The sequence below is a fragment of the Herbaspirillum sp. Her3 genome (assembly GCF_057961275.1).
Genome location: NZ_CM176328.1, coordinates 4,396,816 through 4,423,017, shown reverse-complemented (window position 1 = coordinate 4,423,017; position 26,202 = coordinate 4,396,816). Strand labels below are relative to the sequence as shown.

Annotated in this window: 25 protein-coding genes; 19 read left to right on the top strand and 6 right to left on the bottom strand. The window is 62.6% G+C overall.

The annotated features are described in order from the left end of the window. The first annotated feature begins 109 nt into the window (after nucleotides 1–109). The gene (locus ACVC5H_RS20235; protein WP_489619525.1) at nucleotides 110–841 is read left to right on the top strand and encodes a DUF2076 domain-containing protein; all 732 of its coding nucleotides are present in this window, start codon (nucleotides 110–112) and stop codon (nucleotides 839–841) included. Here the strand turns inward: ACVC5H_RS20235 and ACVC5H_RS20230 are convergent. Together ACVC5H_RS20230 and ACVC5H_RS20225 are read right to left on the bottom strand one after the other, a co-directional pair. Then, nucleotides 838–1,572 carry a retron Ec48 family effector membrane protein gene (locus ACVC5H_RS20230; RefSeq protein WP_489619524.1) on the bottom strand — a complete coding sequence of 245 codons (735 nt, stop codon included), beginning with the start codon at nucleotides 1,570–1,572 and terminating at the stop codon, nucleotides 838–840. The two genes, ACVC5H_RS20235 and ACVC5H_RS20230, sit on opposite strands and share 4 nt — an antisense overlap. Beyond that, nucleotides 1,565–2,782 (bottom strand): reverse transcriptase family protein, encoded by a 1,218-nt coding sequence (locus ACVC5H_RS20225; RefSeq protein ID WP_489619523.1) that lies wholly within the window; start codon nucleotides 2,780–2,782, stop codon nucleotides 1,565–1,567. Before ACVC5H_RS20225 ends, ACVC5H_RS20230 begins: the two co-directional genes overlap by 8 nt. A 447-nt stretch (nucleotides 2,783–3,229) precedes the next feature. Between ACVC5H_RS20225 and ACVC5H_RS20220 the strand changes: the two genes are divergently transcribed. The 7 genes from ACVC5H_RS20220 (at nucleotide 3,230) to ACVC5H_RS20190 (ending at nucleotide 11,980) form a co-directional block, all read left to right on the top strand. Continuing rightward, entirely contained in the window at nucleotides 3,230–3,667 is a 438-nt protein-coding gene (locus ACVC5H_RS20220; RefSeq protein WP_489619522.1) for a MarR family winged helix-turn-helix transcriptional regulator, read from the top strand. A gap of 103 nt (nucleotides 3,668–3,770) precedes the next feature. Beyond that, the gene (locus tag ACVC5H_RS20215) at nucleotides 3,771–5,063 is read left to right on the top strand and encodes an MFS transporter (RefSeq protein ID WP_489619521.1); all 1,293 of its coding nucleotides are present in this window, start codon (nucleotides 3,771–3,773) and stop codon (nucleotides 5,061–5,063) included. A 167-nt stretch (nucleotides 5,064–5,230) separates the two neighbouring features. Beyond that, nucleotides 5,231–6,628: a S1C family serine protease gene (locus tag ACVC5H_RS20210; RefSeq protein WP_489619520.1), complete on the top strand. Its 1,398-nt coding sequence runs from the start codon at nucleotides 5,231–5,233 to the stop codon at nucleotides 6,626–6,628. A 98-nt stretch (nucleotides 6,629–6,726) separates the two neighbouring features. Beyond that, nucleotides 6,727–7,839 (top strand): LacI family DNA-binding transcriptional regulator, encoded by a 1,113-nt coding sequence (locus tag ACVC5H_RS20205; RefSeq protein ID WP_489619519.1) that lies wholly within the window; start codon nucleotides 6,727–6,729, stop codon nucleotides 7,837–7,839. Nucleotides 7,840–7,989: 150 nt separating this feature from the next. Further along, nucleotides 7,990–9,369, top strand: coding sequence for a glucarate dehydratase (gene gudD / locus ACVC5H_RS20200; RefSeq protein ID WP_489619518.1), 1,380 nt, complete (start codon nucleotides 7,990–7,992; stop codon nucleotides 9,367–9,369). A 113-nt stretch (nucleotides 9,370–9,482) separates the two neighbouring features. After that, nucleotides 9,483–10,838 carry an MFS transporter gene (locus ACVC5H_RS20195; protein WP_489619517.1) on the top strand — a complete coding sequence of 452 codons (1,356 nt, stop codon included), beginning with the start codon at nucleotides 9,483–9,485 and terminating at the stop codon, nucleotides 10,836–10,838. Nucleotides 10,839–11,056: 218 nt separating this feature from the next. Continuing rightward, the gene (locus tag ACVC5H_RS20190) at nucleotides 11,057–11,980 is read left to right on the top strand and encodes a rhodanese-like domain-containing protein (RefSeq protein WP_489619516.1); all 924 of its coding nucleotides are present in this window, start codon (nucleotides 11,057–11,059) and stop codon (nucleotides 11,978–11,980) included. Here ACVC5H_RS20190 and ACVC5H_RS20185 read toward each other — a convergent pair. Together ACVC5H_RS20185 and ACVC5H_RS20180 are read right to left on the bottom strand one after the other, a co-directional pair. After that, complete coding sequence (locus tag ACVC5H_RS20185; RefSeq protein ID WP_489619515.1) at nucleotides 11,962–12,348, bottom strand: OsmC family protein; 387 nt, start codon at nucleotides 12,346–12,348, stop codon at nucleotides 11,962–11,964. The genes ACVC5H_RS20190 and ACVC5H_RS20185 overlap by 19 nt on opposite strands. Before the next feature lie 54 nt (nucleotides 12,349–12,402). Beyond that, nucleotides 12,403–13,194 (bottom strand): IclR family transcriptional regulator, encoded by a 792-nt coding sequence (locus ACVC5H_RS20180; protein ID WP_008326385.1) that lies wholly within the window; start codon nucleotides 13,192–13,194, stop codon nucleotides 12,403–12,405. Nucleotides 13,195–13,526: 332 nt separating this feature from the next. On the opposite strand from ACVC5H_RS20180, the gene ACVC5H_RS20175 reads away from it, so the two are divergent. From ACVC5H_RS20175 to ACVC5H_RS20160, 4 genes are all read left to right on the top strand, one after another. Then, on the top strand, nucleotides 13,527–14,294 hold the full coding sequence (locus ACVC5H_RS20175; protein ID WP_489619514.1) for an ABC transporter substrate-binding protein: 768 nt from the start codon (nucleotides 13,527–13,529) through the stop codon (nucleotides 14,292–14,294). A gap of 88 nt (nucleotides 14,295–14,382) precedes the next feature. Then, nucleotides 14,383–15,039, top strand: a complete 657-nt coding sequence (locus ACVC5H_RS20170) for an amino acid ABC transporter permease (RefSeq protein ID WP_489619513.1) — start codon at nucleotides 14,383–14,385, stop codon at nucleotides 15,037–15,039. Further along, nucleotides 15,036–15,764, top strand: coding sequence for an amino acid ABC transporter ATP-binding protein (locus tag ACVC5H_RS20165; protein WP_489619512.1), 729 nt, complete (start codon nucleotides 15,036–15,038; stop codon nucleotides 15,762–15,764). The genes ACVC5H_RS20170 and ACVC5H_RS20165 overlap by 4 nt, the downstream gene beginning before the upstream one ends. Before the next feature lie 16 nt (nucleotides 15,765–15,780). After that, entirely contained in the window at nucleotides 15,781–17,073 is a 1,293-nt protein-coding gene (locus tag ACVC5H_RS20160; RefSeq protein WP_489619511.1) for an NAD(P)/FAD-dependent oxidoreductase, read from the top strand. 75 nt (nucleotides 17,074–17,148) lie between these two features. Here the strand turns inward: ACVC5H_RS20160 and sodB are convergent, their stop codons facing one another. Further along, nucleotides 17,149–17,727, bottom strand: a complete 579-nt coding sequence (gene sodB / locus ACVC5H_RS20155) for a superoxide dismutase [Fe] (protein WP_338718328.1) — start codon at nucleotides 17,725–17,727, stop codon at nucleotides 17,149–17,151. A gap of 338 nt (nucleotides 17,728–18,065) precedes the next feature. Next, nucleotides 18,066–19,472, bottom strand: coding sequence for an exodeoxyribonuclease VII large subunit (gene xseA, locus ACVC5H_RS20150; RefSeq protein WP_489619510.1), 1,407 nt, complete (start codon nucleotides 19,470–19,472; stop codon nucleotides 18,066–18,068). Between the two features lie 195 nt (nucleotides 19,473–19,667). Between xseA and ACVC5H_RS20145 the strand changes: the two genes are divergently transcribed. From ACVC5H_RS20145 to ACVC5H_RS20115, 7 genes are all read left to right on the top strand, one after another. Next, entirely contained in the window at nucleotides 19,668–20,273 is a 606-nt protein-coding gene (locus ACVC5H_RS20145) for a MotA/TolQ/ExbB proton channel family protein (protein ID WP_489619509.1), read from the top strand. 21 nt (nucleotides 20,274–20,294) lie between these two features. Next, nucleotides 20,295–20,723: an ExbD/TolR family protein gene (locus tag ACVC5H_RS20140; RefSeq protein ID WP_338718331.1), complete on the top strand. Its 429-nt coding sequence runs from the start codon at nucleotides 20,295–20,297 to the stop codon at nucleotides 20,721–20,723. Nucleotides 20,724–20,836: 113 nt separating this feature from the next. Beyond that, entirely contained in the window at nucleotides 20,837–21,865 is a 1,029-nt protein-coding gene (lpxK, locus tag ACVC5H_RS20135) for a tetraacyldisaccharide 4'-kinase (RefSeq protein WP_489619508.1), read from the top strand. Then, nucleotides 21,846–22,034 carry a Trm112 family protein gene (locus tag ACVC5H_RS20130; protein ID WP_338718333.1) on the top strand — a complete coding sequence of 63 codons (189 nt, stop codon included), beginning with the start codon at nucleotides 21,846–21,848 and terminating at the stop codon, nucleotides 22,032–22,034. Before lpxK ends, ACVC5H_RS20130 begins: the two co-directional genes overlap by 20 nt. Before the next feature lie 54 nt (nucleotides 22,035–22,088). Beyond that, nucleotides 22,089–22,904, top strand: coding sequence for a 3-deoxy-manno-octulosonate cytidylyltransferase (gene kdsB / locus ACVC5H_RS20125; protein WP_489619507.1), 816 nt, complete (start codon nucleotides 22,089–22,091; stop codon nucleotides 22,902–22,904). 280 nt (nucleotides 22,905–23,184) lie between these two features. After that, nucleotides 23,185–23,841 carry an adenylate kinase gene (adk, locus tag ACVC5H_RS20120; protein ID WP_338718335.1) on the top strand — a complete coding sequence of 219 codons (657 nt, stop codon included), beginning with the start codon at nucleotides 23,185–23,187 and terminating at the stop codon, nucleotides 23,839–23,841. 272 nt (nucleotides 23,842–24,113) lie between these two features. After that, nucleotides 24,114–26,153 (top strand): sodium-translocating pyrophosphatase, encoded by a 2,040-nt coding sequence (locus tag ACVC5H_RS20115; protein WP_489619506.1) that lies wholly within the window; start codon nucleotides 24,114–24,116, stop codon nucleotides 26,151–26,153. Nucleotides 26,154–26,202 lie beyond the last annotated feature (49 nt).

Below are 26,202 nucleotides of genomic sequence, written 5' to 3'. Positions count from 1 at the left end.
GCGGTCCGGCTCATCCACTGCAACAGGCTGGAACGCTGTGTCTACAGTCTTTGTTTCAATCGCGATTGACGCGGTTGACCGTTTTTTATTTCGTTGGGAGCCAGGCATCATGAGTCCGCAAGAAACACAAGCCCTCCAGGATTTTCTCCAGCAACTGACCCAGGTGCGCGGCATCAGCAAGGATGCCCAGGCCGACGCCATGATCCAGGCGGCGGTGGCGCAGCAGCCGGACGCGGCCTATCTGCTGGTACAGCGCGCCTTGCTGATGGAACAGGCCTTGAACGCCACCAAGGCGCAAGTGGCGGCCCTGCAAAGCCAGGTGCAGTCCTTGCAGGCGGGTGCGGCGGGCGGTGGGCGCGAGCCGGGCTTTCTGGATGGCAACGCGTGGGGCCATGCGCCTGCCGCGGCGCGTGCGCAAGCGGCTGCGCCCGCTTATGTACCTGCGGCTGCACCGGCTTACGCGGCACCTGTGCCTGCCGCACCGGCTTATCAGGCAGCGCCAGCGCAGTCTTCCGGTTTCTTCGGCGGTGGCATGGGCAGCATGCTTGGCACCGTGGCGGCTACAGCAGCGGGGGTGGCCGGTGGCGCGTTCCTGTACCAGGGGATCGAACACTTGTTCAACGGCAACAGCGGCTCCGGCTTCGCGCACCAGAACGGCTTGAGCGCGCCGGTGGAGAATATCGAGAACACGACCGTCAACAATTACTACGGCAGTGACGGCGACCGTCAGTCGGACGTGGCCAGCAATGACTACGGCAATGATGTCGGCAGCAGTAGCGATCTGGCTGATCTGAGCAATGTTGATCTGGATGATAGCGGGGGGTATGACGATCTGAGTTAGTAGTAAGAGCGTTTGCCGATTGACTCGAGAATATTTGGTGGGCAGAAGGACTGACTAACTCGATGTAGAAGGGAAAATAATTGGTCCTCCATTTCAAAATAGTCGTTTCTCGGAGCCATATATACGGTAATTCCAGCGCTCTCCAATAGCTCCTTCACCTTACGCTGATGGTCCTTATAGTTGAAGCCGCCCGGCATACCTATGACGCATCGCTCATTTGACTCTTGTATTATTTTGTTCAATTCTTTTACAAAAACTTTATAACTTTCTGAGACAGAGGTTTTGCCAAAGCGCGACTGATCGAAAATCACGTTGTACAGAAGTAGAGCGTCGATCTGCTGTGAAGAGAGTTTTTCTCGTTTTTTAATTTCGGATTCTAAGTATTCGTTAAATACTTTTAGATGCTCAATATGATTGGTGAGGGCCGCATTGCTTGCGGTCGTGAAGTAACTTAGAAGGGCCACAAATATACCTCCGGCCGTTGCTATCGCCACACTTACATCCATTGTGGTCTTCAGTATTCCTAATGTGTTAGGAATCTGTTCGACTAATTCTTTTACGCATCCGTCGCTCCAACAAATAGATCGATTAATTAGTCCCGTTTCTTTCAGTGTGCGGGAAAATGTGAATGCTGAGATAGTCGTGCCGATGAGTATTATCCCGGCGATAAGCCCAGCTAAAATGGCAATGCTCAGATGCTCTGAAAAGAAACGTCTTGCGACTTTAAACATGATTTTTAGGCGGACTAATTGCTCGCAATTCATTTCGAAGTTCGTCGGCTTTCTTGGGGAAGGACCGTTTGAGCACGCCTAGACGTTCGCTCGCGACAAAGAAGCGCTTTCTAAACCATATTGTGTCTTGATATCCAGGCTTTAATAAATCGTTTTTAAGTGAAGCTATTTGTTTTTCTGCTCTTTCGATATCCATGTGTGAGGGCAACGGGAGGATCTTTTTTAATCGAGACAAAAGTGCTGAATGCTGACTATGTCCCACTCGTCCGAGTTTATTTACTCGTCCCATACACCTATTGAAGTCCTTCCGATAAGCTCTAGACGCTCTATATCCAGGAGATGCGGCGAGAAGCTCTAAATTTTTGACGGCAGCTCGTATTTTTCGGGGATCTTCAGGGGGTAATCGAGGTTCATCAAAATCAACGCGTAGTCCGTGAACTATTAGTGGTTTCATGGATGCATATTGCATTCGCGTTTTTTGAAGGTTTAGCGGCAGGCCCGCTTCACTTAGCGTACGCTCGATTTGGGACAGAGCGTAACCAAACTCATAGTTCGCTACTTTCGTGGAGATGGTAATGTCGTCTACGAAACGAGTGTACGTAAGAGATTTGTGGCGCAGCTTTTTTACAAGGGCTCCCTCGTGTTTATAAAGGCATAGAGTCGCCAGATAGCTTGAGGTAAGTGCTCCCTGCGGTAGGCTTTCGCGGTGGCAGCAAAGATCTGCCAGTATTTCGGCGACTTCGATAGGGAAACAAAAAAAATCAGTGAATATCTCGCAGACGTGATCTTGGTGCACGTTGTCAAAGAAATTTTTTATATCTACCGTGAGGATACTTTTGGCTCCACAGTGTTGCCTAGCGCAGTTGACGTAGTCGCGATTAGAGACTGTTCCCTCGGATTCTGAATCTAATTCGATGTCATTTGGGATGGAGCCAAATATATAGTCAGGCCACCTGATGATCTCCGGAACGGAAAACAGCCGCTTATTCAATCTGTGCTGAATTTTCCGGATCAGATGATGGGGGTTATAAACGACGCGATCTGTACCATCTTTTTTAGGGATGACCTTGCGTGTATAGCGTTGCTCGCTAGGAATGGCCAGCGCGTCCGCAAACTGATTGGACTTTAAATCCAATGCAATACACAGCGCTGAAAAAGACCCGATAGTCCCTTGGCTTTCTTTTGTTGGATGCAGACGGTACGAGCGCACGGGAACCCCACGTCGAATTCAAAGTGGTCTGGCCAACCCATACAATAGGGTGCAGAAGGGCATGTCGCCTTCATCGACAGATCGCTGGAAGCTGCCATGCCCCTCATGGCCAGACCCTGCGACTAACTCTCTTCAAGGAAGAGACGGACGGTCTCAGCGCCTCCCCTTTAGCCGGTAAGTAACTTACCGACGCCCCAATGGGCTTTACCCAGAAATCTAATCGTGTCGACTGAAGCGAATGGGCGGGACGCCCACGCGTTTTCCAATGTTACATTAATTCCAACTTTGGTCAACATTATGTTGACACATGTCTGCGCGATTTCGAATTTGGAGATTAAAACTTGACCGATTGCGGTCAGGGAAATACCATGCGTATGCATCTATGTATATGCATAAATATGAATCCGACCCACTATCTATGTATCAAATAAGACTAGGCACAGCTTAATGAGCAAGGACATCTGCACCTGCGCCCCCCTGCGCCGCCTCACGCGCCGGATCACCATCATCTACGACCATCACCTGCAGGACAGCGAACTGAGCATCACCCAGTATTCGCTGTTGAGCCGCATTGGCCGTGAGGGTCCCATTGCCAACATCACGCTGGCCCAGGAAATGGGCATGGACCGCAGCACCTTGAGCCGCGCCTTGAAACCGCTGATGGCGGCAGGCTGGGTCGAGACCGTGGACCTGCCCGAGGACGAACTGCTGGACAAGCGTTCCTTCGCGCTGCAGCTCTCCCGCCCGGGCCGCGCCAAGCTGGAGCAGGCCCGCCCGCGCTGGCGCCGCGCCCAGGACGAGATCGACCGTCGGCTCGGTCCCAGGCTCGCGCGCGACTTCAATGACCTCATCGAAGATGCCTACGCCCGGCTGCAGGATGACTGAGGCCTTGTCTGGCCTGGCTTGAGCGCCCAATGAAGGTAATTTCACCCGCCATTTCCGTCCCGCCCTTCCATCAACCTCGCGTCTGTCTCCATACAGGATCGCAATGAACAAACTGACCCAATCGCTGGCCAATGCCGTCACCCCCCGTTTCCACTATGCCTGGGTGGTGGTGGGTGTGATCTTCCTCGTGCTGCTGTGTTCGGCCGGTATCCGCGCCACGCCTTCGGTGATGATCCTGCCGCTGGAGCAGGAATTCGGCTGGAACCGCTCCACCATCTCGGTGGTGATCTCGGTCAACATCGCCCTCTATGGTTTGATCGGCCCGTTCTCGGCGGCCGCCATGCAGCGCTTCGGCATCCGCCGCGTGGTGCTGGGGGCGCTGGTGCTGCTGGCCAGCGGCACGGCGCTGTCCACCCTCATGCAGATGCCCTGGCACATGCTGCTGTCCTGGGGTTTGCTGGTCGGCGCCGGCACCGGCGTGGCCGCCAATACCCTGGGCGCCACCATCGTCAGCCGCTGGTTCGAAACCCGGCGCGGGCTGGCCATGGGCTTGCTCACCGCCAGTGCGGCCACCGGGCAGATGGTGTTCCTGCCGCTGATGGCAGCCATGGTGGGCAGCTATGGCTGGCGCTCGGTGGCCTTCCTGGTGTCGGCGGTGGCGCTGTTAGCCATTCCGCTGGTGTGGCTGCTGCTGCCGGAAGGGCCGGCGGCCATCGGCCAGAAAATGGTCGGCCAGACCAGCGAGACTGCGGACGACGGCCGTTCCAAACGCAATCCCCTGGCCATCGCCTTGGATGCACTGCGCACCTCGGTACGCATGCCGGACTTCTGGCTGCTGTTCATGAGCTTCTTCGTGTGCGGGCTTTCCACCAACGGTTATATCGGCACCCAGTTCATCGCCATGTGCAATGACTACGGCATCAATGAAGTGCGCGGCGCTTCCATCCTGGCGGCCATGGGCATGCTGGATCTGGTCGGCACCACGCTCTCGGGCTGGCTCTCGGACCGCTACAACCCGCGCGTACTGCTGTTCTGGTACTACGGGCTGCGCGGACTGGCGCTGATCTTCCTGCCTTATGCCTTCGGCCTGCAGTACTACGGCCTGGCCATCTTTGCCCTGTTCTACGGGCTGGACTGGATCGCCACGGTGCCGCCGACCGTGCGCCTGGCCAATGACGTCTTCGGCCGCCTGGCCGCACCCATCGTGTTTGGCTGGATCGTGGCCGGACACCAGCTCGGCGCCGCCACGGCGACCACGGTGGCCGGCTACATGCGCGCCACGCTGGGCAACTACACGCTGTCGTCGATCATGATGGGCGTGGCCTGTCTGGTCGGGGCGGTGCTGGTGTTGCGCATCAAGGGACAGCGCAACCACCCGCAACCCGCTGTGGCGTAAATTATTTCATCCCGGTGTTGTGCAGGACGCCCGCTTTCTTGTGAGAGCGGGAATTTTTTTTCATATATCGGGCATTTGGGGCAATCGCGGAGGTTTCATCTTGCGTGCGAGAATGCATCGCTCCTCCAGTCGGCGCGGCCGGCTGGTCAACCTTTTTCCGCCCGATGATGAACCAGACGATCCAGCGCCGCGTGCCGGTGCTGCCCTTCATGGCCGCGTTGCTGGCCTGCGCATTCGGCCAGCCCCTGTCCGCGCGTGCGGGGGAGGCCATCCTGCCTGCCGTGGAGATCAAGACGCCGCTGCAGTTCAATGCGCAGGCGATGGCGCGGCCGGTTTTCCTGGCCCGCGCGCAGCGACGCTTCGAACAGGACGTGCAGCCTATCGGCGAGTTGCAGGGGGGCCTGTTCTGCTCCCGCAAGAACGACATCCTGTGGAACGCCAAGAGTGCCGACCTGATGTTGCACATCGATACGCTGTCCCAGCGCTTTCGCAGCGAACTGCAGCAGTATGGCTATCCCGTGCCGATGACCCAGGCCACACCGCTGTTTCAGGAAAAGCCTGATGACGGCCTCACCCCCAATGAGGCCCGCCCGGCGGATTTCAATCTGCAAGTGGGCGTGATCGTGACGCAACTGCTGACCAATCTTTGTGTCAAGAGCGGCAATGCCTGGAGCGGCGAAGCGTACCTGCGGCTGGAATGGCAGGTGTTCGCGCCCGAGCAGCGCAAGGTGATCTACCGCAGCCGTACCGAAGGCCTCTATCGGGCGCGCGACAAGGCCCTGGAGGGTGCCGTGCCACCGATTCCGGTGGAGGCCTTCGCGGTGGCGGTCCGCAATCTGCTGGCCGATCCGCAGTTTGCGCTGGCCCTGCAATCGCCCTACGACAGCGCGGCGGCGGCCGCCAACGGCAGCGCGGCGCAGGCAGCCCCGACGGTGCTGCCCGGCAATGCGGTGCTGATCGACAACCAGCCCGCCGATGGTGCTGCTATCGAGATTGCCAGGCGCATGCCCGAATTGCGCTCGGCAGTGGTGACGGTACTGGCCGAGCGCAGTTCCGGTACCGGTTTCTACATCGGCAGCTCAGGGTGGCTGCTGACCAACCTGCACGTGATCGGCCAGTCACGCGTGGTGCGCGTGCGCCTGCCGACCGGGCGTGAACTGGTGGCCGAGGTATTGCGGGTGGATGCGTCGCGCGACATCGCCTTGCTCAAGACCGAGCCGCCGGGCGTGCGGCCGATGCCGTTGCGTACCGGCGCGCCGGGGATCGGCGAGGATGTCTACGCGCTGGGCTCGCCGCTGGGCGATGCCTTCCACAGCACGCTCACGCGCGGCATTCTCAGTGGCGTGCGTACGGTACGTGATCTCGATTTCCTGCAAAGCGATGTCGCCATCCTGCCCGGTAGCAGCGGCGGGCCCTTGCTGGACAAGTCCGGACAGGTGATCGGCATCACCGTGGCCGGGCTCGGGGCCAAGGGGCTGGCGGGAATGAATTTCTTCATCCCGGTGGGTAGCGCGCTGGAGCGCTTGCAGTTGCAATTGCAGAACCGCGAGCCGCGCAAGCCGTGATTTTTTCCGTTCGGGCATTGTTGAACTCAAGTTAAAGATGCTGCATGGGCCGGCTTGGCCCCACCTGCATTGGTATCGCTACCAGCGCCAATGCTAGAATGCCGGCCATGCCAGAACACAGCCCTTTTTCCGCCGATTCCCCTGATTCCAGCCGCAGCAAGGGCGACGACGACAGCGCCGAACCGCGCCGCCGTGGTCCGCGCAAGAGTGCCGGGGGCATCACCCTGCGCGACGTGGCGCAACTGGCCGGGGTGGCGCCGATTACTGCCTCGCGGGCCTTGAACACGCCCTCGGCGGTTTCGCCCAAGGTCTTGCAGAAGGTGCGCGAGGCGGTCGAGAAGACCGGCTACGTCCCCAATCTGCTGGCCGGCGGGCTGGCCTCCAACAAGAGCCGCCTGGTGGCGGTGGTGGTGCCTACCGTCATCGGCCCGGTGTTCCAGGAAATCGTCCATACCCTCACCGAGACCCTCGCTGCGGCCGGCTACCAGGTCATGCTGGGCCAGAGCGGCTATGAGAATTCGCGCGAAGATGCGCTGCTCGAAGCCATCATCGGCCGCCGTCCCGATGGCGTGGTGCTGACCGGCATCATGCGTTCGGCCGAGGCGCGCAAGCGGCTGCTGGCCAGCGGCATTCCGGTAGTGGAAACCTGGGATCTCACGCCCGCGCCCATCGACATGCTGGTCGGTTTTTCGCACGAAGCCATCGGCCGCGAGGTGGCGCGCTATCTGCATGCACGCGGGCGCAGGAAGGTCGCCGTGGTGGGTGGCCGCGACGAGCGCAGCCAGCGACGCATGAACGCTTTTGCGCAAGAGTGTGTGGCCTTGGGCATGCAGGAGGGCAGGGCGACGCTGCCCATGCACCACGTCATCGCGCCGACCACGCTCGGCCAGGGCCGACAGGGACTGGCCGAGTTGCTGCAGGCGCAGCCGGATCTGGATGCCATTTTCTGCAGCTCCGACCTGCTGGCACTGGGCGTGATGATCGAGGCGCAGAGCCGTGGCATCGCCATTCCGCAGCAACTGGCCGTGGTCGGCTTCGGCGATCTTGAGTTCTCGCGTGACCTGCAGCCGCGCCTGACCACCGTGCGCATTGACGGCACCGGTATCGGGCAGCGTGCCGCGCGCTTCATCATCGACCGTGCCGCAGGCATCGAGGTGAGCGAGCGCGTCGTCGACGTAGGCTTTTCCATCATCCCGCGCGATAGCGCCTGAGGGTAGTTCCCAAATCCCTGTTTTGGTGCATTGAGGCAACATGCATTTGCCCATTGACAGGCAAATTTGGTACCGCTACCATTTGTTCACTCTATTTGGTAGCGCTACCAAATTACTTCACCTTCGTTTCCGCAACAGAGAAAGCCCGCCATGACCCAGACCGCTGCATCCGCTTTGTCCTCGACTTCCTCCCCGGCCCTGCACAAGGGCGCGCCGCGCGTGACCGACATGCGCGTCATCCCGGTGGCCGGGCATGACAGCATGTTGCTCAACCTCTCGGGTGCGCACGGTCCCTATTTCACGCGCAACATCGTCATCCTCACCGACAGCGCCGGCAACACCGGCGTGGGCGAAGTGCCGGGCGGGGAGGGCATCCGTCAGACGCTGGAGGATGCGCGCTCGCTGGTGGTGGGCCAGTCCATCGGCAACGTGCAAGGCATCCTCAACCGCGCCCGCAGCGCCTTTGCCGACCGCGACGTCGGTGGCCGCGGCTTGCAGACCTTTGACCTGCGCATCGCCATCCACGCGGTGACGGCGCTGGAAGCGGCCTTGCTGGACTTGCTGGGCAAGTTCCTCGAAGTGCCGGTGGCCGCCCTGCTGGGGGAGGGCCAGCAGCGCGACGAGGTGGAGATGCTGGGTTATCTCTTCTACGTGGCCGACCGCAACAAAACCGACCTGCCTTACCAGTCTGCAGCGGACGCCAGTGACGACTGGCTGCGCCTGCGCCACGAAGCCGCGCTCACGCCGGAAGCGATCGTGCGCCTGGCCGAGGCAGCTTATGCCCGCTACGGCTTCAATGACTTCAAGCTCAAGGGCGGCGTGATGCGCGGCGAGGAAGAAATCGCCGCCGTGACCGCCCTGGCCGAGCGCTTCCCCAAGGCGCGTATCACGCTCGATCCGAACGGCGGTTGGCTGCTCAAGGATGCGATCCGCCTGTGCCGCGACCAGCATGACGTGCTGGCCTATGCGGAAGACCCCTGCGGTGCCGAGGATGGTTATTCGGGCCGCGAGGTGATGGCCGAATTCCGCCGCGCCACCGGCCTGCAGACGGCGACCAACATGGTAGCGACCGACTGGCGCCAGATGGGTCATGCGATCTCGCTGCAATCGGTGGACATTCCGCTGGCCGATCCGCATTTCTGGACCATGCAGGGTTCGGTGCGCGTGGCGCAGATGTGCAACGAGTGGGGCCTGACCTGGGGTTCGCACTCCAACAACCACTTCGACATTTCGCTGGCCATGTTCACCCACGTGGCCGCTGCCGCGCCGGGCAAGATCACGGCCATCGACACCCACTGGATCTGGCAGGACGGCCAGCGCCTGACGCGCGAACCGCTGCAGATCGTTGGCGGCAAGGTACAGGTGCCGAGCAAGCCGGGCCTGGGTGTGGAGCTGGACATGGCGCAGGTCGAAGCAGCACACCAGACTTACCGCAACATGGGCCTGGGGGCGCGTGATGATGCGGTGGCCATGCAATACCTGATCCCGGGCTGGAAGTTCGATCACAAGAAGCCTTGCCTGGTGCGCTGAGCACGAAACGACACCTTGTTTAACCAGGCCGTAACAAGAGCGCGCTCAATGCGCCGGCGGCCTGAGCTTTCTTTCATCCACCAGTAGTACGGGCTCAACAGAGGAGACAACCCGTGAATCCTTCCCAGTCCTCCCCCGCAGCAAGCCTGGCCCTCACCTCGGCGGTGAGCAAGATCAAGTGGCGCATCCTGCCGCTGTTCGTGGCCATGTTCATCATCAACTACATCGATCGCGTCAACATCGGTTTCGTGCGCAGCCATCTGTCGACCGACCTGGGCATCGGCACGGCGGCCTTCGGCCTGGGAGCCGGGCTGTTCTTCGTTGGTTATGCGATCTTCGAAGTGCCGTCCAACATGCTGTTGCAGCGTTACGGCGCGCGCGCCTGGCTCACCCGCATCATGTTCACCTGGGGTCTGGTGGCGGCCTGCATGGCCTTCGTGCACAACGAGACAAGCTTCTACTTCATGCGCTTCCTGCTGGGCGTGACCGAAGCGGGTTTCTTCCCCGGTGTGGTGTATTACTTCACGCAATGGCTGCCCAACCATGAGCGCGGCCGCGCGATGGCGGTGTTCCTGTCGGGTTCGGCGATTGCCTCGATCCTCTCGGGTCCGGTGACCGGGGCGCTGCTGCTGATCGAAGGTGGCGGCCTGCATGGCTGGCAATGGATGTTCCTGATCGAGGGCGGGGTATCGATGGTGTTCTGTGTGGTGGTGTGGATGGTGCTGGATTCTTCGCCCCGCGATGCCAGGTGGCTCTCGCAGGAGCAACGCGAGGCGCTGGTTGCCGTCATCGCCGCCGAGCAGGAGCTGCGCGCGGCCAATCGTCCGGCGCACGTGTCAGCGCTGACGTTGCTGCGCGATCCGCAGATCATCCTGTTCTGCCTGATCTACTTTGCCATCCAGCTGACCATCTACGGTGCCACCTTCTGGTTGCCCACCATCATCAAGAAGATGGGCCATTTCAATGACTTCCAGGTCGGGCTGTTCAACACGATTCCGTGGATCGTGGCCATTGCAGCGATGTATTTCTTTGCGGTGCTGGCGGCGCGCTACAAGAAACAGCAGTTCTGGGTGGCGACCGCGCTGGTGATCTCGGCGACCGGCATGGCGGTCTCGGCCTCGTCCGGGCCGGTGATCGGTTTCGTGGCGGTGTGTTTTGCCGGCATCGGGTTCAAGGCCGCTTCTTCCCTGTTCTGGCCGATTCCGCAGGCCTATCTGGATGCGCGCATTGCGGCGGCGGTGCTGGCGTTGGTCAATTCCCTGGGCAACCTGGGCGGTTTCTTCGCGCCGGCCACCTTTGGCTACCTGGAGCAGAAGACCGGCTCCATCGAGGGCGGCTTGTATGGCTTGTCGGCGGCATCGCTGGTGGCGGCGGTGCTGGTGTTCCTGGCGCGCACCCGGCCATCGGTGAAGGATGGTGGCAGCTCGGCCGAAGGCCGGCCCGAGGCGGTGGTCAAGCACGCGGCCTGAGCAAGGCGGATTATTGGTTTCTCCGAGGTCTTTCCTCGTTTGCGCCCGCTCGCCCGTGATCTCACGGTGCACCGGGCGCATTTTTATGGTGTCTTCAGCGAGCCGGTATCGTCCAAGCAGGGCGGTCGCGCCCCAGCCTATAATGGCACCCTGCAATCCGCCATCACGGCGGAACAGTCGCAGCCACCCGCGCGGCGAGACATCAAGGCAGCCTGGCCATGGACACCCTTTACCACCTGATCGAGCAATACGGTCTGATCCTCGTTTTCGTCAACGTGCTGGTCGAGCAGCTGGGCGCGCCGGTGCCGGCGTATCCCACGCTGATCATCACCGGCGCGCTGTCGGCAACCGGCCGTTACTCGCCGGCGCTGTTGCTGCTGCTGGCCGTGTGCGCGGCGCTCATCGCCGATTACCTCTGGTATCTCGCCGGCCGCCGCTATGGCCGCAAGATCATGTCGCGGCTGTGCCGTATTTCGCTCTCGCCGGATTCCTGCGTGCGCCAGACCGAATCGATCTATCTGCGCTGGGGTGCGCGTTCGCTGCTGCTGGCCAAGTTCATTCCGGGCTTCGCTTCGATTGCCAGTGCGCTCTCCGGCACCATGGGCACGCGCCGGATCAGCTTCGTGCTGTGGGATGCGGCCGGTAGTGCGCTGTGGGCGGGGCTGGGGATTTTTCTCGGGTCGCTGTTCAGCTCGGCCGTGGACGACCTGCTCAACGTGCTGGCCGAGTTGGGGCATTACGGCATGCTCATGATTGCCGTGGCGCTGGCCGCGTTCGTGGCCAACCGGTGGTGGCAGCGCCGTCGCTTCCGCAGGTCGCTGGAGATGGCGCGTATTTCGGTCGATGAGTTGAACACCATGCTCGAAAACGGCAATGCACCGACCATCATCGATGTGCGCTCGCCGCTGTCGCAGCAGGATGGCCGTATTCCCGGTGCCGTGACGATCTCCAACCAGGAAATCCAGACCTTCGTCTTCGATGGTCCCATCGAGGGGGAGGTGGTGGTGTATTGCGCCTGTCCCAATGAAGCCTCGGCGGCCATGGTGGCGCGCCAGCTGATGCGGCGCGGCTATACGCGGGTGCGTCCGCTGACCGGCGGCATCGATGCCTGGCGCGAGGCCGGTTACGCCATCGACGTCTGAATCGCGGTGCCCTGGCGGATGGTCTTGGTGACCGGGGTCTTTTCGCAGATCTCGGCCAGGCGGGTCAACTGTTCCTGAGTGAGCGTATTGCCGAAGCTGATCTTGCGGGTGATGGTTTCCAGCCCGCTGTCATCGCGGCCGAAATGCGCGTCCACCGAAATGCTGCCCAGGTCCCAGCCCTTGCGGTCGGCATACATGCGCAGCGTCAGCGAGGTGCAGGAGGCCAGTGCGGCCAGCAGCAGTTCATACGGGGCCGGGCCGGTGTCCTTGCCGCCATTGCTTTCGGGTTCGTCGGACTTGAGCTGGTGGATGCGTGCCTTGATGTCCTGGGCGTAGCCGGCGGTGTTGTGCAGGGTGACGTGGGCCATGAGGGTCTCCGTTGGGGGAAGTGATCAATGTGACCGGTGATTGTGTCACAAGCCTCACACCAGCGTGCGCACCGAATTGGAAATCGACCGCGCGCATTCCAGCACCAGCGGGCCCAGCTTCTTCTCGGCATCCTCCACGCTCCAGCGGCTGGTCGGCGCCACCACGTGGACCGACGCCACCGGCCTGCGCTCGCTGTTGAACACCGGCGAGGCGATGGTCATATCCCCCAGGAACAGTTCCTCCCGGTTGCTGGCAAAGCCGCGTTCGCGGGTGGTGTCCAGGAGCTGCAGGATGTCTGCCACGTCGGTGCGGGTGTGCGGGGTGTGCACCGTGCGTTCGCTGGACTCCAGGATGGCCTGCGCCTCGGCCGGGTCAAGCCCGCTCAGGTAGGCGCGGCCCGAGGCCGTGCAATACATCGGGATGCGGCTGCCGATGGGCATGTGGATGGGGATGAACTTGCTGGCCACGAAGCGCGCCACGTAGACCATTTCGCAGTCGTAGGGCTCGGTGAGATTGACGGTCTCGCCGGTGATGTTGGCCAGCTCCGACAGAAAGGGATTGGCCACGTCCACCAGGATGTCGGCGGCCAGATAGTTGTAGCCCACCTCCATGACCTTGGGGGTGAGCTGGTAGCGCCGCGTCTTGGGGTGCTTGCAGACATAACCCAGCATTTCCAGCGTATGCACCATGCGTTGCGCCGAACTCTTGGAGATACCCGTGGCGCTGGCGACGTCGCCCAGCGTCATGGTGCGGTGCTGGGCGTCGAAGGCGCGCAGCACGGCCAGGCCCTTTTCCAGCGATTGATTGAACAGCAGGTCCGATGCGGTCTCGTCGGGCTCGTTCATGCGCGCTCCTGGAAGAGTGAGTAAGGCCTCGATTCTACGATAATTCACATCATGTGTATCGAATATCGATACATAAATATCTATTGACGATTCAAGTAAATTAAATATACTTATTTCAACGCGTCATATTGATATTCACGCCCTGCATCGAGGCCATACCGGGCAGTCCGATGCAAGGCCGCTTCCAGTGTTGCAGCATCCGGTTCCGTGAGGGGCCGCCGCAGTCCTTGCATGTCCACGCACCGCCGAGGGTTCTCCAACACCGTCGCGCGGACTTCCAGCTGTCCATTCTGATCGCGCCTGGTCGCGGTCTCGCGTCAAAGGGGAGTCGTATGAAGCCGTTCCATTGCCTTTTCAAACACCTGGTGGGCGGTATCGCCCTGGCCGCCACGCTGGGCATCGCGCCCGCCATGGCGCAGTCCAGCTACAACGTGGGGGCCACATCCACGGGCGTGCCGTTCACCTTCCTCGATATCAAGACCAACAAGCTGCAGGGCATGATGGTCGATACCGTCACCGCCGTGGGCAACAAGGCCGGATTCACGGTCAACATCCAGCAGACGCCCTTTGCCGCGCTGATCCCGTCGCTGACCGGGAACAAGATCGACATCATCGCCGCCGCCATGTTGAAGACCGAGGCACGTGCCCAGATCGTGGACTTCAGCGATCCGGTGTATTCCTATGGCGAGGGCCTGTTCGTCAATGCCCAGGACAGCAAGAGCTACAAGACCCTCGATGATCTCAAGGGCGAGATCGTCGGCGCCCAGGTCGGTACCGTGTTCGTGGATGCCTTGAACAAGAAGGGTGGTTTCAAGGAAGTGAAGACCTATGATTCGGTGGCCGACATGATGCGCGACGTCGGCCTGGGCCGCATCAAGGCCGGTTTCGGGGATCGTCCCATCGTGGCCTATCAGTTGGCGCAAGGCGCCAATGCGCAGGTGCGCCTGGTCAAGGAATACCAGTCCACGCTCATGGGCGATGTCTGCCTGGTCATCCGCAAGGGCGACCCCAAGCTCATGGAGCGCTTGAACAAGGCCATCGCCGAACTCAAGGCCGATGGCACGCTGGCGCGCATCGTGGAGCAGTGGAAGCTGAACTGATCCCGCCGATCACCGTCGTCAGCAGCGGTGGTGCCGCTCCACCGGCGCCCCGCTTGCTTCTTCCCATCCTCACTGTCCGTCTGCGCCCATGCTCCTGCACACCGTGCTGGACTTCCTGCCCATCCTCCTCCAGGGAGCGCTGGTCACCGTGGAAGTCACGATCTGTTCCTTCCTGCTCAGTTCACTGATCGGACTGCTGCTGGCCTTGTTGAAGGTCTCGCGCCTGAAACCGGTAGCGCTGGCCGGCGCCACCATCATCAACATCATCCGCGGGCTGCCCATCATCGTGCAGCTGTTCTACATCTACTTCGTGCTGCCGGAGATCGGTATCCAGTTCTCGGCCTTCCAGGCGGGCGTGATCGGTTTGGGAATCGCCTATTCGGCCTATCAGGCCGAGAATTTCCGCGCCGGTATCGAGGCGGTGGATGTGGGGCAGATCGAGGCAGCGCAATCGATTGGCATGCGCGGGCCGCTGATCATGCGCCGCGTGATCTTGCCGCAGGCCTTTCGCATTGCCTTGCCGCCCTATGGCAATACGCTGGTGATGATGCTCAAGGATTCCTCGCTGGTGTCGACCATCACGGTGCTGGAGATGACCCGGGCCGGCCAGATGATTGCCTCCAGTACTTTCCAGAACATGACGGTCTATACCACCGTGGCGGTCCTGTACCTGATGCTGTCGCTGCCGCTGGTGTTCCTGATCCGGCGTCTGGAGATTCGTTATGGCAAGGGGAGGGCGCGATGATCGAGGTCAAGCGTATTTCGAAGTGCTTCGGCCAGCACGAAGTGCTCAAGGATGTGTCACTCTCGGTGGCCGAGGGCGAGGTGGTCTGCCTGATCGGCCCGTCCGGCTCGGGCAAGTCGACCGTGCTGCGTTGTATCAACGGGCTGGAGTCCTACGAGCGCGGCGATATCCTGATCGACGGCCAGCGTGTCGATTGCAATGGCGCCCACATCCACCGTTTGCGCACCCGCGTGGGGATGGTGTTCCAGCGTTTCAACCTGTTCCCGCATCGCACCGTGCTGGAGAACGTCACCGAGGGGCCCATTTTCGTCAACCGCGTGCCGCGCGAACAGGCGCGGGCGCAGGCCATGGCGTTGCTGGACAAGGTGGGGCTGGCGTCGCGCTGCGATGCCTATCCGTCCCAGCTTTCCGGTGGCCAGCAGCAGCGTGTGGCCATTGCCCGCTCGCTGGCCATGCAGCCTGAAGCGATCCTGTTCGACGAGCCCACCTCGGCGCTGGATCCTGAACTGGTGGGCGAGGTGCTTGCAGTGATGCGCACGCTGGCCGCCGATGGCATGACCATGATCGTGGTCACGCACGAGATGGGATTTGCCCGCGAGGTGGCCGACCGCGTGTGCTTCCTGCACAGCGGCAGCATCGTCGAGTCCGGCGCGGCAGCCCAGGTGCTGTCTGAACCACAGCATGCGCGCACGCAGGATTTCCTGCGGCGCGTGATCGGCAAGTGAGAGTGAGGCCTGGTCCATGACACAGCAATTCAACGCGGCTTTTCCACCTTCGTTATGGGAAGCCACCGGCGGTGACCCGCTCAAGACTCCGCCGCTGCAGGCCAGCGCACGCTATGACGTGGCCATCGTCGGCGCCGGCTACACGGGGCTATCCACCGCCCTGCATTTGGCCGAGGCAGGGGTGTCGGTGTGCGTGCTGGATGCCCATGCTCCGGGCTGGGGCGCATCCGGCCGCAACGGCGGGCAGGTCATCCCCGGCCTCAAGTACGACCCCGACCAGTTGCGGGTGATGTTTGGCAGTGCGGTTGCCGATCCCCTGATTGCGGCGATTGGATCGGCAGCCGATACGGTGTTTGACCTGATCGGGCGTCATGGTATCGCTTGCGAAGCCCAACGTGGCGGCTGGATCCAGCCCACGCATTCTTCCAAGGTGATGCGCGCGCTGGAGGCACGTGCGCGCCAGTGGATGGCCGAGGGTGCGCCGGCCCGGCTGATGGATGGCGCCGAAGTGACCCGCCGCATCGGTACCGGTGCCTATGTCGGCGGATGGAAGGATGAGCGCGCCGGCAGCCTGCATCCCTTGAAATATTGCCGGGGTCTGGCGCAGGCGGCGCAGCGGCTGGGGGTGGTCATCCACGGTGGCACGCCGGTGGCGCGCCTGGAACGCCGTGAGGGCGGCTGGCGCTTGCATGCCGCGCAGGGCCCGCATATCGATGCCGACCGCGTGGTCCTGGCCACGAATGGCTATACCGATGACTTGTGGCCGCACCTGCGCCAGTCGGTGATCGCCGCCAACAGTTTCATCGTCGCCACCCGGCCGCTGCCGCCCGAGCTGGGGGACAGCATCTTGCCTGGCGGCGAAGTGACCTCGGATTCGCGCCGCTTGCTGCTGTATTACCGGCGCGATGCGCAGGGCCGCCTGCTCATGGGCGGACGCGGCCCCTTCCGTGAACCGTGCGGGCCGGCGGACTTCGCCCACCTGGAGCGCTCAGTGGCCCTGCTGTTCCCGCAACTGGCCGGGGTGGAGTTTGAATACCGCTGGTCGGGGCGGGTGGCCATCACGCGCGACTTCCTGCCGCACGTGCATGAACCGGTTGCCGGCTTGAGCATCGCGCTGGGTTACAACGGCCGTGGCATCGCCATGGCCAGTACCATGGGGCGCTGCCTGGCACAGCGCCTGACCGGGCAGGCGGGGACGGTGTTTCCCTTCCCCGTCAGTACCATCCAGCCGATTCCCCTGCATGGCTTGCAGCGGTTCTATATCGCTGCCGGTGTGGCCTGGTACAGCGTGCTGGATCGCTTTTCCTGAGCGTTGCGGCAAGTGGCACAGGCGAAAAAAAACCACGCTCGCGCGTGGTTTTTTTCTTGCCGGGAGGCGTGGGGATCAAGCGAAGTTCTTGGCCACGAAGTCCCAGTTGATGATGCCCCAGTAGTTTTCGACGTACTTGGCGCGTGCATTGCGGTAGTCGATGTAGTAGGCGTGTTCCCACACGTCCACGGTCAAGAGCGGCTTGCTGTCGGTGGTCAGCGGGGTGCCGGCGCCGGTGGTGTTGACGATGTCCAGGGTGCCGTCAGCCTTCTTGACCAGCCAGGTCCAGCCGGAACCGAAGTTGGCCAGGCCCTGCTTGGTGAACTCGGCCTTGAAGGCGTCGAAGGAGCCCCACTTGGCGTTGATGGCGTCCGCCAGCGCGCCGCTCGGAGCGCCTTGGCCCTTCGGGGTCAGGCCGTTCCAGTAGAAGGTGTGGTTCCACACCTGGGCGGCGTTGTTGAAGATGCCGCCGGAAGATTTCTTGATGATCTCTTCCAGGGACAGGTGTTCGAATTCGGTACCAGGGATCAGGTTGTTCAGGTTGGTCACATAGGTCTGATGGTGCTTGCCATAGTGATACTCCAGGGTTTCCTTGGAAATCGTGGGCGCCAGCGCGTCCAGATCGTAAGGCAGTGCCGGAAGGGTATGTGCCATGATGAATCCTTTCAGTCTTGTTGGTTTGCTACGAAGGGGTCTTTTCCGAACCTGAGATTCTAAAGCGGAAGACGATTCTTTGCACTCGATCAAATCTTGCACTCGCCGGCCGCTGGTCCGCCACCAGCGCGGTAATGCGAATGGTTCCCGTTGGCAGGGCGCGGCCCCGCTGCAAGGAAAACCGTAGATGCCAGCACCGGCAAGACGTTCCAGCTCATCGGGGCGGACGCAGGCCGCTCTTGATCGCGCCAGGGCTGCGCCCGCAGCTGCTCAGCGTCGTAAAAAGCTTATGCAAAAAAAGTCTGCCACAGCTGTCAAGCAGCGCTGATTCACGCGCATCAATCCAGCCGCGGCTGCACGCTGGCGATGCCGACCTCGGCACTGCCCTGGGCCAGGCGGATGGTGACTTCGCTGCGCGCGGCCAGCTCGGCCGGGGCGTGTAATACACGGCCCTGACGGTCGCTGACGATGGCATAGCCGCGCTCCAGCGTGCGCTGCGGGTTCAGCAGTTCCAACTGGGTCTGCCAGCCTGCCAGGGCCTGCCGCTGGCGCAACTGCTGTGCGGCCTGCGCGCCTTGCAGGCGCCGTGCCAGGTCCAGCAGGTCGCGGCGGGCGTGGGCGGTGTCGGGAATCTGGTGCGCCAGATGGGTGGAGAGTTGTTGCAGGCGATGGCGCATCCGTGTCAGCGGCACGCGGGTGGCGTGCGAGAGGCGGGTCTGCAGCGCCGCCAGCTTGACGCGTTCATGCTGTATATACGCACTCGGATTGACCAGTCGGCGCGAGAGCCAGTCCACGGTCTGCGCTTTTTCGGTCAGTGTGCGGCGCAGGGCGCGGGTCAGGTCGTTGGCGTGGCCGCGCAGTTCGGCCAGCCAGTCCTCGCGGGCGGTGGCGGCCAGCTCGGCAGCGGCCGTGGGGGTGGGCGCGCGCAGGTCGGCGGCAAAGTCGGCAATGGTGAAATCGGTCTCGTGGCCGACCCCGGAAATCACCGGCATGCCGGCCGCCACGATGGCGCGCGCCACCACCTCTTCATTGAAGGACCACAGATCCTCGATGCTGCCGCCACCCCGGCAGACCAGCAGCACATCGCATTCGGCGCGCGCGGAAGCGGTCTGGATGGCGTTGGCAATGCGCTGGGCCGCGCCTTCGCCCTGCACCGGCGTCGGGTAGAGCACCACTTCCACATGCGGGGCGCGGCGGCGCAGGGTGGTCAGCACGTCCCGCAAGGCCGCTGCCTGCGCACTGGTGACGATGCCGATGCGACGCGGGAAGCCCGGCAGGGCGCGCTTGCGGTCACGGTCGAAGAGGCCTTCGCGTTCCAGCCTTTCCTTCAGTTGCACGAAGGCGGCGTAGAGGTCGCCCACGCCGGAACGGCGGATGGATTCCACGTTCAACTGGTAGTCGCCGCGGGGCGCGTAGAGCGTGACCAGGGTGCGCACCTCTACCTTGTCGCCCTCGCGTGGCATGAAACCGGCGTATTGCGCGCGTCCCTTGAACATCACCGCGCGCACCTGGGCACCGTCATCCTTGAGGTTGAAATACCAGTGGCCGGAAGCGGCGCGGGTGAAATTGGAAATCTCGCCCTTGACCCAGATGAGCGGAAAATTGCGTTCCAGCATCCGTGCCACGGCCTGGTTCAGGGCCGAGACGGTCAGCATGGGCGGGCCGCCCTCGGTGGCGGCAGCCGCCGGCAGGGCGTCGGTACGCGGGCGGGCAGCGGGGAAGGGCGGGAACTTGTCGGCGGGCATGGGACGTAGGCAATCCAAGGGCGATACAATGCCGCATTGTAAAGCCAAGCCGGCATCGCTTGCCCAGGCGCCCGCAACCGGCTACATTCTGCACCGCAGAAAACGGTGGGCTAATTGAGGCCTGCCGTGTTGCCCCGGATTCATCTGCTTTCATCTGTTTTGTCTGACTCACCCGCATTTCATTAGGAGTACGTTTTGCTCGCCATCATCCTCGCCGCCGGCTGGCCGATCTGGCCCTTGCTGATCGCTTCCATCATCGGCCTGGCGCTGGTCATCGAACGACTGGCCTACCTGCGCCGTTCGCGCATCCTGCCGCCGGACCTGCTGGGCGAGGTGGTCCGGGTCTACCAGAGCGGACGCGTCACCGAGGACGTGATCGACAAGCTGGAGCAGAACTCCCCGCTGGGCCAGGTGCTGGCCGCCGGCCTGCGCAACGTCGATGCCCCGCGCGAGGTCATGAAGGAAGCCATCGAGGAAGCCGGCCAGGCCGCCGCACACCGGCTGGAACGTTTCCTCACCACGCTGGGTACGATTGCCTCGCTGGCGCCGCTGATGGGACTCTTTGGCACGGTGGTCGGGATGATCGAGATCTTCGCCTCGCAAAACGCGGCCGGGACCAATCCGGCGCAGCTGGCGCATGGCATTTCCATCGCGCTCTACAACACCGGGTTCGGGCTGGCCATTGCCATGCCGGCGCTGGTGTTCTATCGCCACTTCCGCGCGCTGGTCGATGGCTTCGTGGTCGATATGGAGCAGCAGGCCGTCAAGTTCGTGGATATCGTCCACGACGTGCGCCGCTGATCCCGCACGCTGGAGAAACGCATGAACTTCCGCAAGGGCCGTCCCCGCGAAGATCTTGAGATCAACCTGATCCCCTTCATCGACGTGCTGCTGGTGATCGTGATCTTCCTCATGGTCACCACCACCTACAGCAAGTTCACCGCCTTGCAGATCACGCTGCCTACCGCCGATGCGCAGAAGGCGCTGGAACAGCCCTTCGAGATCAACATCGCCGTCGATGCCAATGGCCGCTATGCCGTCAACAACAAGCGCATCGCCGCGCGCGATGCGCAGGGGCTGTCCGACGAGATGCAGGCGGCGGTCAAGGACAGCGGCAGCAAGGTCGATCCGGTCATCATCATCAATGCCGATGCGCTGGCCACGCACCAGACCGTGGTCAACGTGCTGGAGGCCGCGCGCATGGCCGGCTACCCCAAGGTGACCTTTGCGGCGCAGTCGAGCAGCAAGTAGGGCGCAGCAGTTTTTCCTGAAAATTGACAAATAGCTTCACGTCATCCAAAAGCGATGGCGCCCCGGCCAGGTCCCGCCTGGCCCTCGTTTTTTTTATTCACTGGAACACGAAAATGGCCGAATCCAGGCCCACTGTCGAAGCCATCCTCAGCCGCGCCTGGCAAGGGCGCGGTCCGCTGGCCTGCCTGCTGTGGCCGCTGTCGCTGCTCTTTGGCGCCCTGGCGGCGCTGCGCCGCGCGCTCTTTGCGCTGGGCCTCAAGCGCGCCGAACGGTTGCCGGTGCCGGTGATCGTGGTGGGCAACGTCTTTGTCGGCGGTACTGGCAAGACACCGTTTGCGATCTGGCTCATTGAAGCTTTGCGCGCGGCGGGTCGGCGTCCCGGCGTGATTTCGCGTGGCTATGGCGGTGGCGCGGTACAGACCCTGGAGGTCACTGCCGCCTCGGCTGCAGCGCAGGTGGGCGACGAACCCCTGCTGATCGTCCAGCGCACCGGCGTGCCGCTGGTGGTCGGACGGCGCCGGGTGGAGGCTGGCCGGGCCTTGCTGGCGCGCCATCCCGAGGTCGATGTGATCATTTCCGACGATGGCCTGCAGCACTACGCGCTGGCGCGTGACATCGAGATCGTGCTGTCAGATGCCCGCGGCGTGGGCAATGGCTGGCTGCTGCCGGCCGGTCCGCTGCGCGAGCCGGCTTCGCGGCGGCGCGATTTCTCGGTGCTCAATGTCGGCAGCCAGGGGAGTGCGCCCGAGGGCGTGCATGCCATGCGCCTGCAGGCTGATCTGGCGCTGCAACTGGCCCCGCCTGCTGCCCACAAGCCGCTGGCGCAGATGGGTGAGGGCGGGCTGCGGCTGGCGGCGGTGGCGGGAATCGGCAATCCGGAGCGTTTTTTTGCCACCCTGGAGGGCGCGGGTTTGTCCTTCGCGCGCCATCCCTTGCCTGACCATTTCGACTTCGCCATCGATCCCTTTGCCGGCCTTGCTGCCGATGTCATCCTGATCACGGAAAAGGATGCAGTAAAATGCAGGGCTATTGAGGCCATCCGAAACGACCCGCGCATCTGGGTCGTGCCTGTCTCGGCGCGCATCGACGGCGCGCTGGCTGAACACATAGTGGAGAAACTCCGTGAACGCCCGACTGCTTGATATCCTGGTTTGCCCCATCTGCAAGGGTCCGCTGGACTATGACAAGAAAGCCCAGGAACTGATCTGCAAGGCAGACAAGCTGGCTTACCCCATCCGCGATGGCATCCCCATCATGTGGGCCGATGAAGCCCGCGAACTGACGGCGACCCCGGCCGCGCCGGCAGCCTGAGCCCGGCCCCGTCCCTTGATTCCCGATTTCTGCCTTCCTGCTGCGGTTGATTCCATGACCTTTACCGTCATCATCCCGGCGCGCCTGGCTTCCACGCGCCTGCCCAACAAGCCCCTGGCCGACCTCGGGGGCAAGCCCATGATCGTGCGCGTGGCCGAGCGCGCTGCGCTCTCGGGCGCGACCCGCATCATCGTGGCCACCGACCATCACGACATCCACGCCGCCTGCCAGCAGCATGGCATCGACGTGGCCATGACCCGCGCCGACCATCCCTCCGGCACCGACCGCATCGCCGAAGTGGCCGCCGCCCTGGGCCTGGCCGACGACGAGGTGGTGGTCAACGTGCAGGGCGACGAGCCGCTGATCGATCCCGGCCTGATCGCCGCCACCGCCGCTCACATCAAGGCCGGCGTGCCCATGGCCACGGCCGCGCACGCCATCGAGACCGCCGAGGATGCCTTCAATCCCAACGTGGTCAAGGTGGTGCTGAACAAGGAAGGCTGCGCCATGTATTTCTCGCGCGCCACCATTCCCTGGCATCGCGACGCCTTCGCCAGGTCGCGCGATACGCTGCCTGACGCCAGCGGACCGGATCATGCCAATGAATACGTGCCGCTGCGCCACATCGGGCTGTATGCCTACAGCAACCGTTTCCTGCAGCTCTACCCGACGCTGGCCCCGGCCCCGCTGGAACGTATCGAGGCGCTGGAACAGCTGCGCGTGCTCTGGCACGGCCATGCCATCGCGGTCCACGTCACGTCGCTGGTGCCCGAGGCTGGCGTCGATACGCCCGAGGATCTGTTGCGCGTGCGCAAGCATTTCGAGGCGCCGCCTGACAGCCCGCTGGTCCAGACCATCTCCGCGCTCTGATTTTCTGCGCGGCAGGCATGATCCGGCGCAAGACTGGCCGGATCGGCTTGCTGTAAGTTCCATGTCAAGCTGACACGACACAATCTGCGCCTGGAGACTGCTTAAAAATCAGGCGTTTGTCATGGTTCGGTAAGATTTTGTGGTAAGTTTCGTCCCAGAGCTGATGCAAACGGCGCGCAAACAAGCTGCATAACCGTCCAGATGGCAGCGATCCTCTGTCATCACGTCGCAAAAGAATTCAAGCATTCATATTTCAGAAACCCTCAATTTAGGAAACGTCATGCGCCTCATCCTTTTAGGAGCGCCTGGTGCCGGTAAAGGCACGCAAGCCACTTTTATCAAGGAAAAATTCAACATTCCGCAAATCTCCACCGGTGACATGCTGCGCGCGGCCGTGGCAGCGGGCACCGAGCTTGGCATCGCGGCCAAGAAGGTGATGGATGCAGGTGGTCTGGTTTCCGATGACATCATCATTGGCCTGGTCAAGGATCGCCTGCAGCAGGCTGACTGCGCCAATGGCTATCTGTTCGACGGCTTCCCGCGCACCACGCGCCAGGCCGACGCCATGAAGGAAGCCGGCGTGGCCATCGACTACGTGCTGGAAATCGACGTGCCCGACAGCGCCATCGTCGAACGCATGAGCGGTCGCCGCGTGCACCCGGGTTCGGGCCGCACCTATCACGTCAAGTTCAACCCGCCCAAGGTCGAGGGCAAGGATGACCTGACCGGCGAACCGCTGATCCAGCGCGACGACGACAAGGAAGAAACCGTCAAGAAGCGCCTGGCCGTGTATCACGACCAGACCGAAGTGCTGCTGGGCTACTACGGCAAGTGGGCCGAATCGGGCCAGCCGGGTGCGCCGAAGTATCGCAAGATCGCCGGCGTGGGTCCGGTGGAAGAAATCAGGGATCGTGCATTTGCCGCCCTGGCGGAGTAAAGTGAAGCGGACTTCGGTCCGCTTTTTTTATGCTGTCGCGCTTGCTGCATCCAGCGCCACAGACTGCAAAAACTAAGTAAACCGATCACCGGTAGCCACGCCCGCCCGAGGGCGCGGCACCGGCGGCCCGGCAAGACAGAACAACTCCAAGAAGAAGGGCGACGCAATTTGCAGGCGCAGTATCGGCGGCGATGAACGGGCAGCAGCACAGCCCGGACGGCGCGGCGGATGTTCGTGATTGTTGATGAGTCGTGATAACAAAGGAGACGAAGATGGCACTTGCCCTGTGGTTTGCCATTGCCTGCGGCTTGGTCGCGGTGATCTATGGCCTGGTTTCACGTAGCTGGATTCTCAAGCAGGACCCCGGCAATCCCCGCATGCAGGAAATCGCCCTGGCCATCCAGCAGGGCGCGGCGGCGTATCTGGCGCGCCAGTACCGCACCATTGCCATGGTCGGGGTGGTGCTGCTGATCGTGATTGCCCTGATTCCGGGCCTGGGCTGGCTGACGGCCATCGGCTTTCTGCTGGGCGCGGTATTGTCGGGCGCTTGCGGCTTCATCGGCATGAACGTCTCGGTGCGTGCCAATGTGCGCACCGCCCAGGCTGCCACGCGCGGCATGAACGAGGCGCTGGGCGTGGCTTTCCGGGGCGGGGCGATCACCGGCATGCTGGTGGTGGGCCTGGGATTGCTGGGGGTGTCGCTGTTCTTCTGGGCCCTGTATGTCTATGGGCAGGGCCGTGCGGTCAGCCTGCATGACGCCATCCAGCCGCTGATCGGTCTGGCCTTCGGGGCGTCCCTCATTTCGATTTTTGCGCGGCTGGGCGGTGGCATCTTCACCAAGGGAGCGGACGTGGGTGCCGACCTGGTGGGCAAGGTCGAGGCCGGCATCCCCGAGGATGATCCGCGCAACCCCGCCGTGATCGCCGACAACGTGGGCGACAACGTGGGTGATTGCGCCGGCATGGCCGCCGACCTGTTCGAGACCTACGTGGTCACGCTGGTGGCCACCATGCTGCTGGGCAGCCTGATGTTGACGGGACTGGAAACCCTGGCGGTGCTCTATCCGCTGGCGCTGGGCGGCGTCTCCATCCTCGCTTCCATCGTCGGCTGCGCGATGGTCAAAGCGCAGCCGGGCAAGAAAATCATGTCGGCCCTCTACACCGGCCTGTGGTGGTCGGCCGGGCTGTCGCTGGTGGGCTTTGCGGTGGTCACCTGGCTGCTGCTGCCGCCCGAACTGCGCGTGCCGCTGATGGGCGCGGCGGTGGTGGGCATCGTGCTTACCGGCCTGATGGTCTACATCACCGAGTATTACACCGGTACCGACTTCAAGCCGGTGCGCCACATCGCCGAGGCCTCCACGACCGGGCATGGCACCAACATCATTGCCGGGCTGGGGGTGTCGATGAAGTCCACTGCTTATCCGGTGCTGGCGGTATGCGCGGCGATCCTCGCGTCGTATTGGCTGGCGGGGCTGTACGGGATTGCGATTGCGGCGACCTCCATGCTTTCCATGGCCGGCATCGTGGTGGCGCTCGATGCCTATGGCCCCATCACCGACAACGCCGGCGGCATCGCCGAGATGTCGGGCTTGCCCGATTCGGTGCGGGCCATCACCGATCCGCTCGATGCGGTGGGCAATACCACCAAGGCCGTTACCAAGGGGTATGCCATCGGTTCGGCGGGCCTGGCGGCGCTGGTGCTGTTTGCCGATTACACGCATGCGCTGGAGTCGGTCGGCAAGACGGCCAGCTTCGACCTCTCCAGTCCTGCCGTCATCATTGGCCTGTTCATCGGCGGGCTGATTCCCTATCTGTTCGGCGCCATGGCGATGGAAGCGGTAGGGCGCGCCGCCGGTGCAGTGGTGGTGGAGGTGCGGCGCCAGTTCCGCGACATCGCCGGCATCATGGATGGCAGCGGGCGGCCCGAGTACGACCGCGCCGTGGACATGCTGACCTCCTCCGCCATCCGCGAGATGATCCTGCCCTCGCTGCTGCCGGTAATCGTGCCGATCCTGGTCGGCCTGCTGCTGGGGCCGTCGGCGCTGGGCGGGCTGTTGATGGGGACAATCGTTACGGGGCTGTTCGTGGCAATCTCGATGACCACCGGTGGCGGCGCCTGGGACAACGCCAAGAAATACATCGAGGATGGCCACCACGGCGGCAAGGGATCGGACGCCCACAAGGCCGCCGTCACGGGCGATACCGTGGGCGATCCCTACAAGGATACGGCCGGGCCTGCGGTCAATCCGCTCATCAAGATCATCAACATCGTGGCCTTGCTGCTGGTGCCGCTGTTGCCGGCGGTCTCCTGACCGGAGCTGACGCAAGCTGACTTGCCTCATGATTGTCGCCGCGCGGATA

Excerpts from the sequence above, each read along its gene's own strand:
- ACVC5H_RS20235 (WP_489619525.1), top strand. The coding sequence starts at position 110 with ATGAGTCCGCAAGAAACACAAGCCCTCCAGGATTTTCTCCAGCAACTG.
- ACVC5H_RS20230 (WP_489619524.1), bottom strand. The coding sequence starts at position 1,572 with ATGTTTAAAGTCGCAAGACGTTTCTTTTCAGAGCATCTGAGCATTGCC.
- ACVC5H_RS20220 (WP_489619522.1), top strand. The coding sequence starts at position 3,230 with ATGAGCAAGGACATCTGCACCTGCGCCCCCCTGCGCCGCCTCACGCGC.
- ACVC5H_RS20215 (WP_489619521.1), top strand. The coding sequence starts at position 3,771 with ATGAACAAACTGACCCAATCGCTGGCCAATGCCGTCACCCCCCGTTTC.
- ACVC5H_RS20210 (WP_489619520.1), top strand. The coding sequence starts at position 5,231 with ATGAACCAGACGATCCAGCGCCGCGTGCCGGTGCTGCCCTTCATGGCC.
- ACVC5H_RS20205 (WP_489619519.1), top strand. The coding sequence starts at position 6,727 with ATGCCGGCCATGCCAGAACACAGCCCTTTTTCCGCCGATTCCCCTGAT.
- gudD (WP_489619518.1), top strand. The coding sequence starts at position 7,990 with ATGACCCAGACCGCTGCATCCGCTTTGTCCTCGACTTCCTCCCCGGCC.
- ACVC5H_RS20190 (WP_489619516.1), top strand. The coding sequence starts at position 11,057 with ATGGACACCCTTTACCACCTGATCGAGCAATACGGTCTGATCCTCGTT.
- ACVC5H_RS20185 (WP_489619515.1), bottom strand. The coding sequence starts at position 12,348 with ATGGCCCACGTCACCCTGCACAACACCGCCGGCTACGCCCAGGACATC.
- ACVC5H_RS20180 (WP_008326385.1), bottom strand. The coding sequence starts at position 13,194 with ATGAACGAGCCCGACGAGACCGCATCGGACCTGCTGTTCAATCAATCG.
- ACVC5H_RS20175 (WP_489619514.1), top strand. The coding sequence starts at position 13,527 with ATGAAGCCGTTCCATTGCCTTTTCAAACACCTGGTGGGCGGTATCGCC.
- ACVC5H_RS20170 (WP_489619513.1), top strand. The coding sequence starts at position 14,383 with ATGCTCCTGCACACCGTGCTGGACTTCCTGCCCATCCTCCTCCAGGGA.
- ACVC5H_RS20165 (WP_489619512.1), top strand. The coding sequence starts at position 15,036 with ATGATCGAGGTCAAGCGTATTTCGAAGTGCTTCGGCCAGCACGAAGTG.
- ACVC5H_RS20160 (WP_489619511.1), top strand. The coding sequence starts at position 15,781 with ATGACACAGCAATTCAACGCGGCTTTTCCACCTTCGTTATGGGAAGCC.
- sodB (WP_338718328.1), bottom strand. The coding sequence starts at position 17,727 with ATGGCACATACCCTTCCGGCACTGCCTTACGATCTGGACGCGCTGGCG.
- xseA (WP_489619510.1), bottom strand. The coding sequence starts at position 19,472 with ATGCCCGCCGACAAGTTCCCGCCCTTCCCCGCTGCCCGCCCGCGTACC.
- ACVC5H_RS20140 (WP_338718331.1), top strand. The coding sequence starts at position 20,295 with ATGAACTTCCGCAAGGGCCGTCCCCGCGAAGATCTTGAGATCAACCTG.
- lpxK (WP_489619508.1), top strand. The coding sequence starts at position 20,837 with ATGGCCGAATCCAGGCCCACTGTCGAAGCCATCCTCAGCCGCGCCTGG.
- kdsB (WP_489619507.1), top strand. The coding sequence starts at position 22,089 with ATGACCTTTACCGTCATCATCCCGGCGCGCCTGGCTTCCACGCGCCTG.
- adk (WP_338718335.1), top strand. The coding sequence starts at position 23,185 with ATGCGCCTCATCCTTTTAGGAGCGCCTGGTGCCGGTAAAGGCACGCAA.
- ACVC5H_RS20115 (WP_489619506.1), top strand. The coding sequence starts at position 24,114 with ATGGCACTTGCCCTGTGGTTTGCCATTGCCTGCGGCTTGGTCGCGGTG.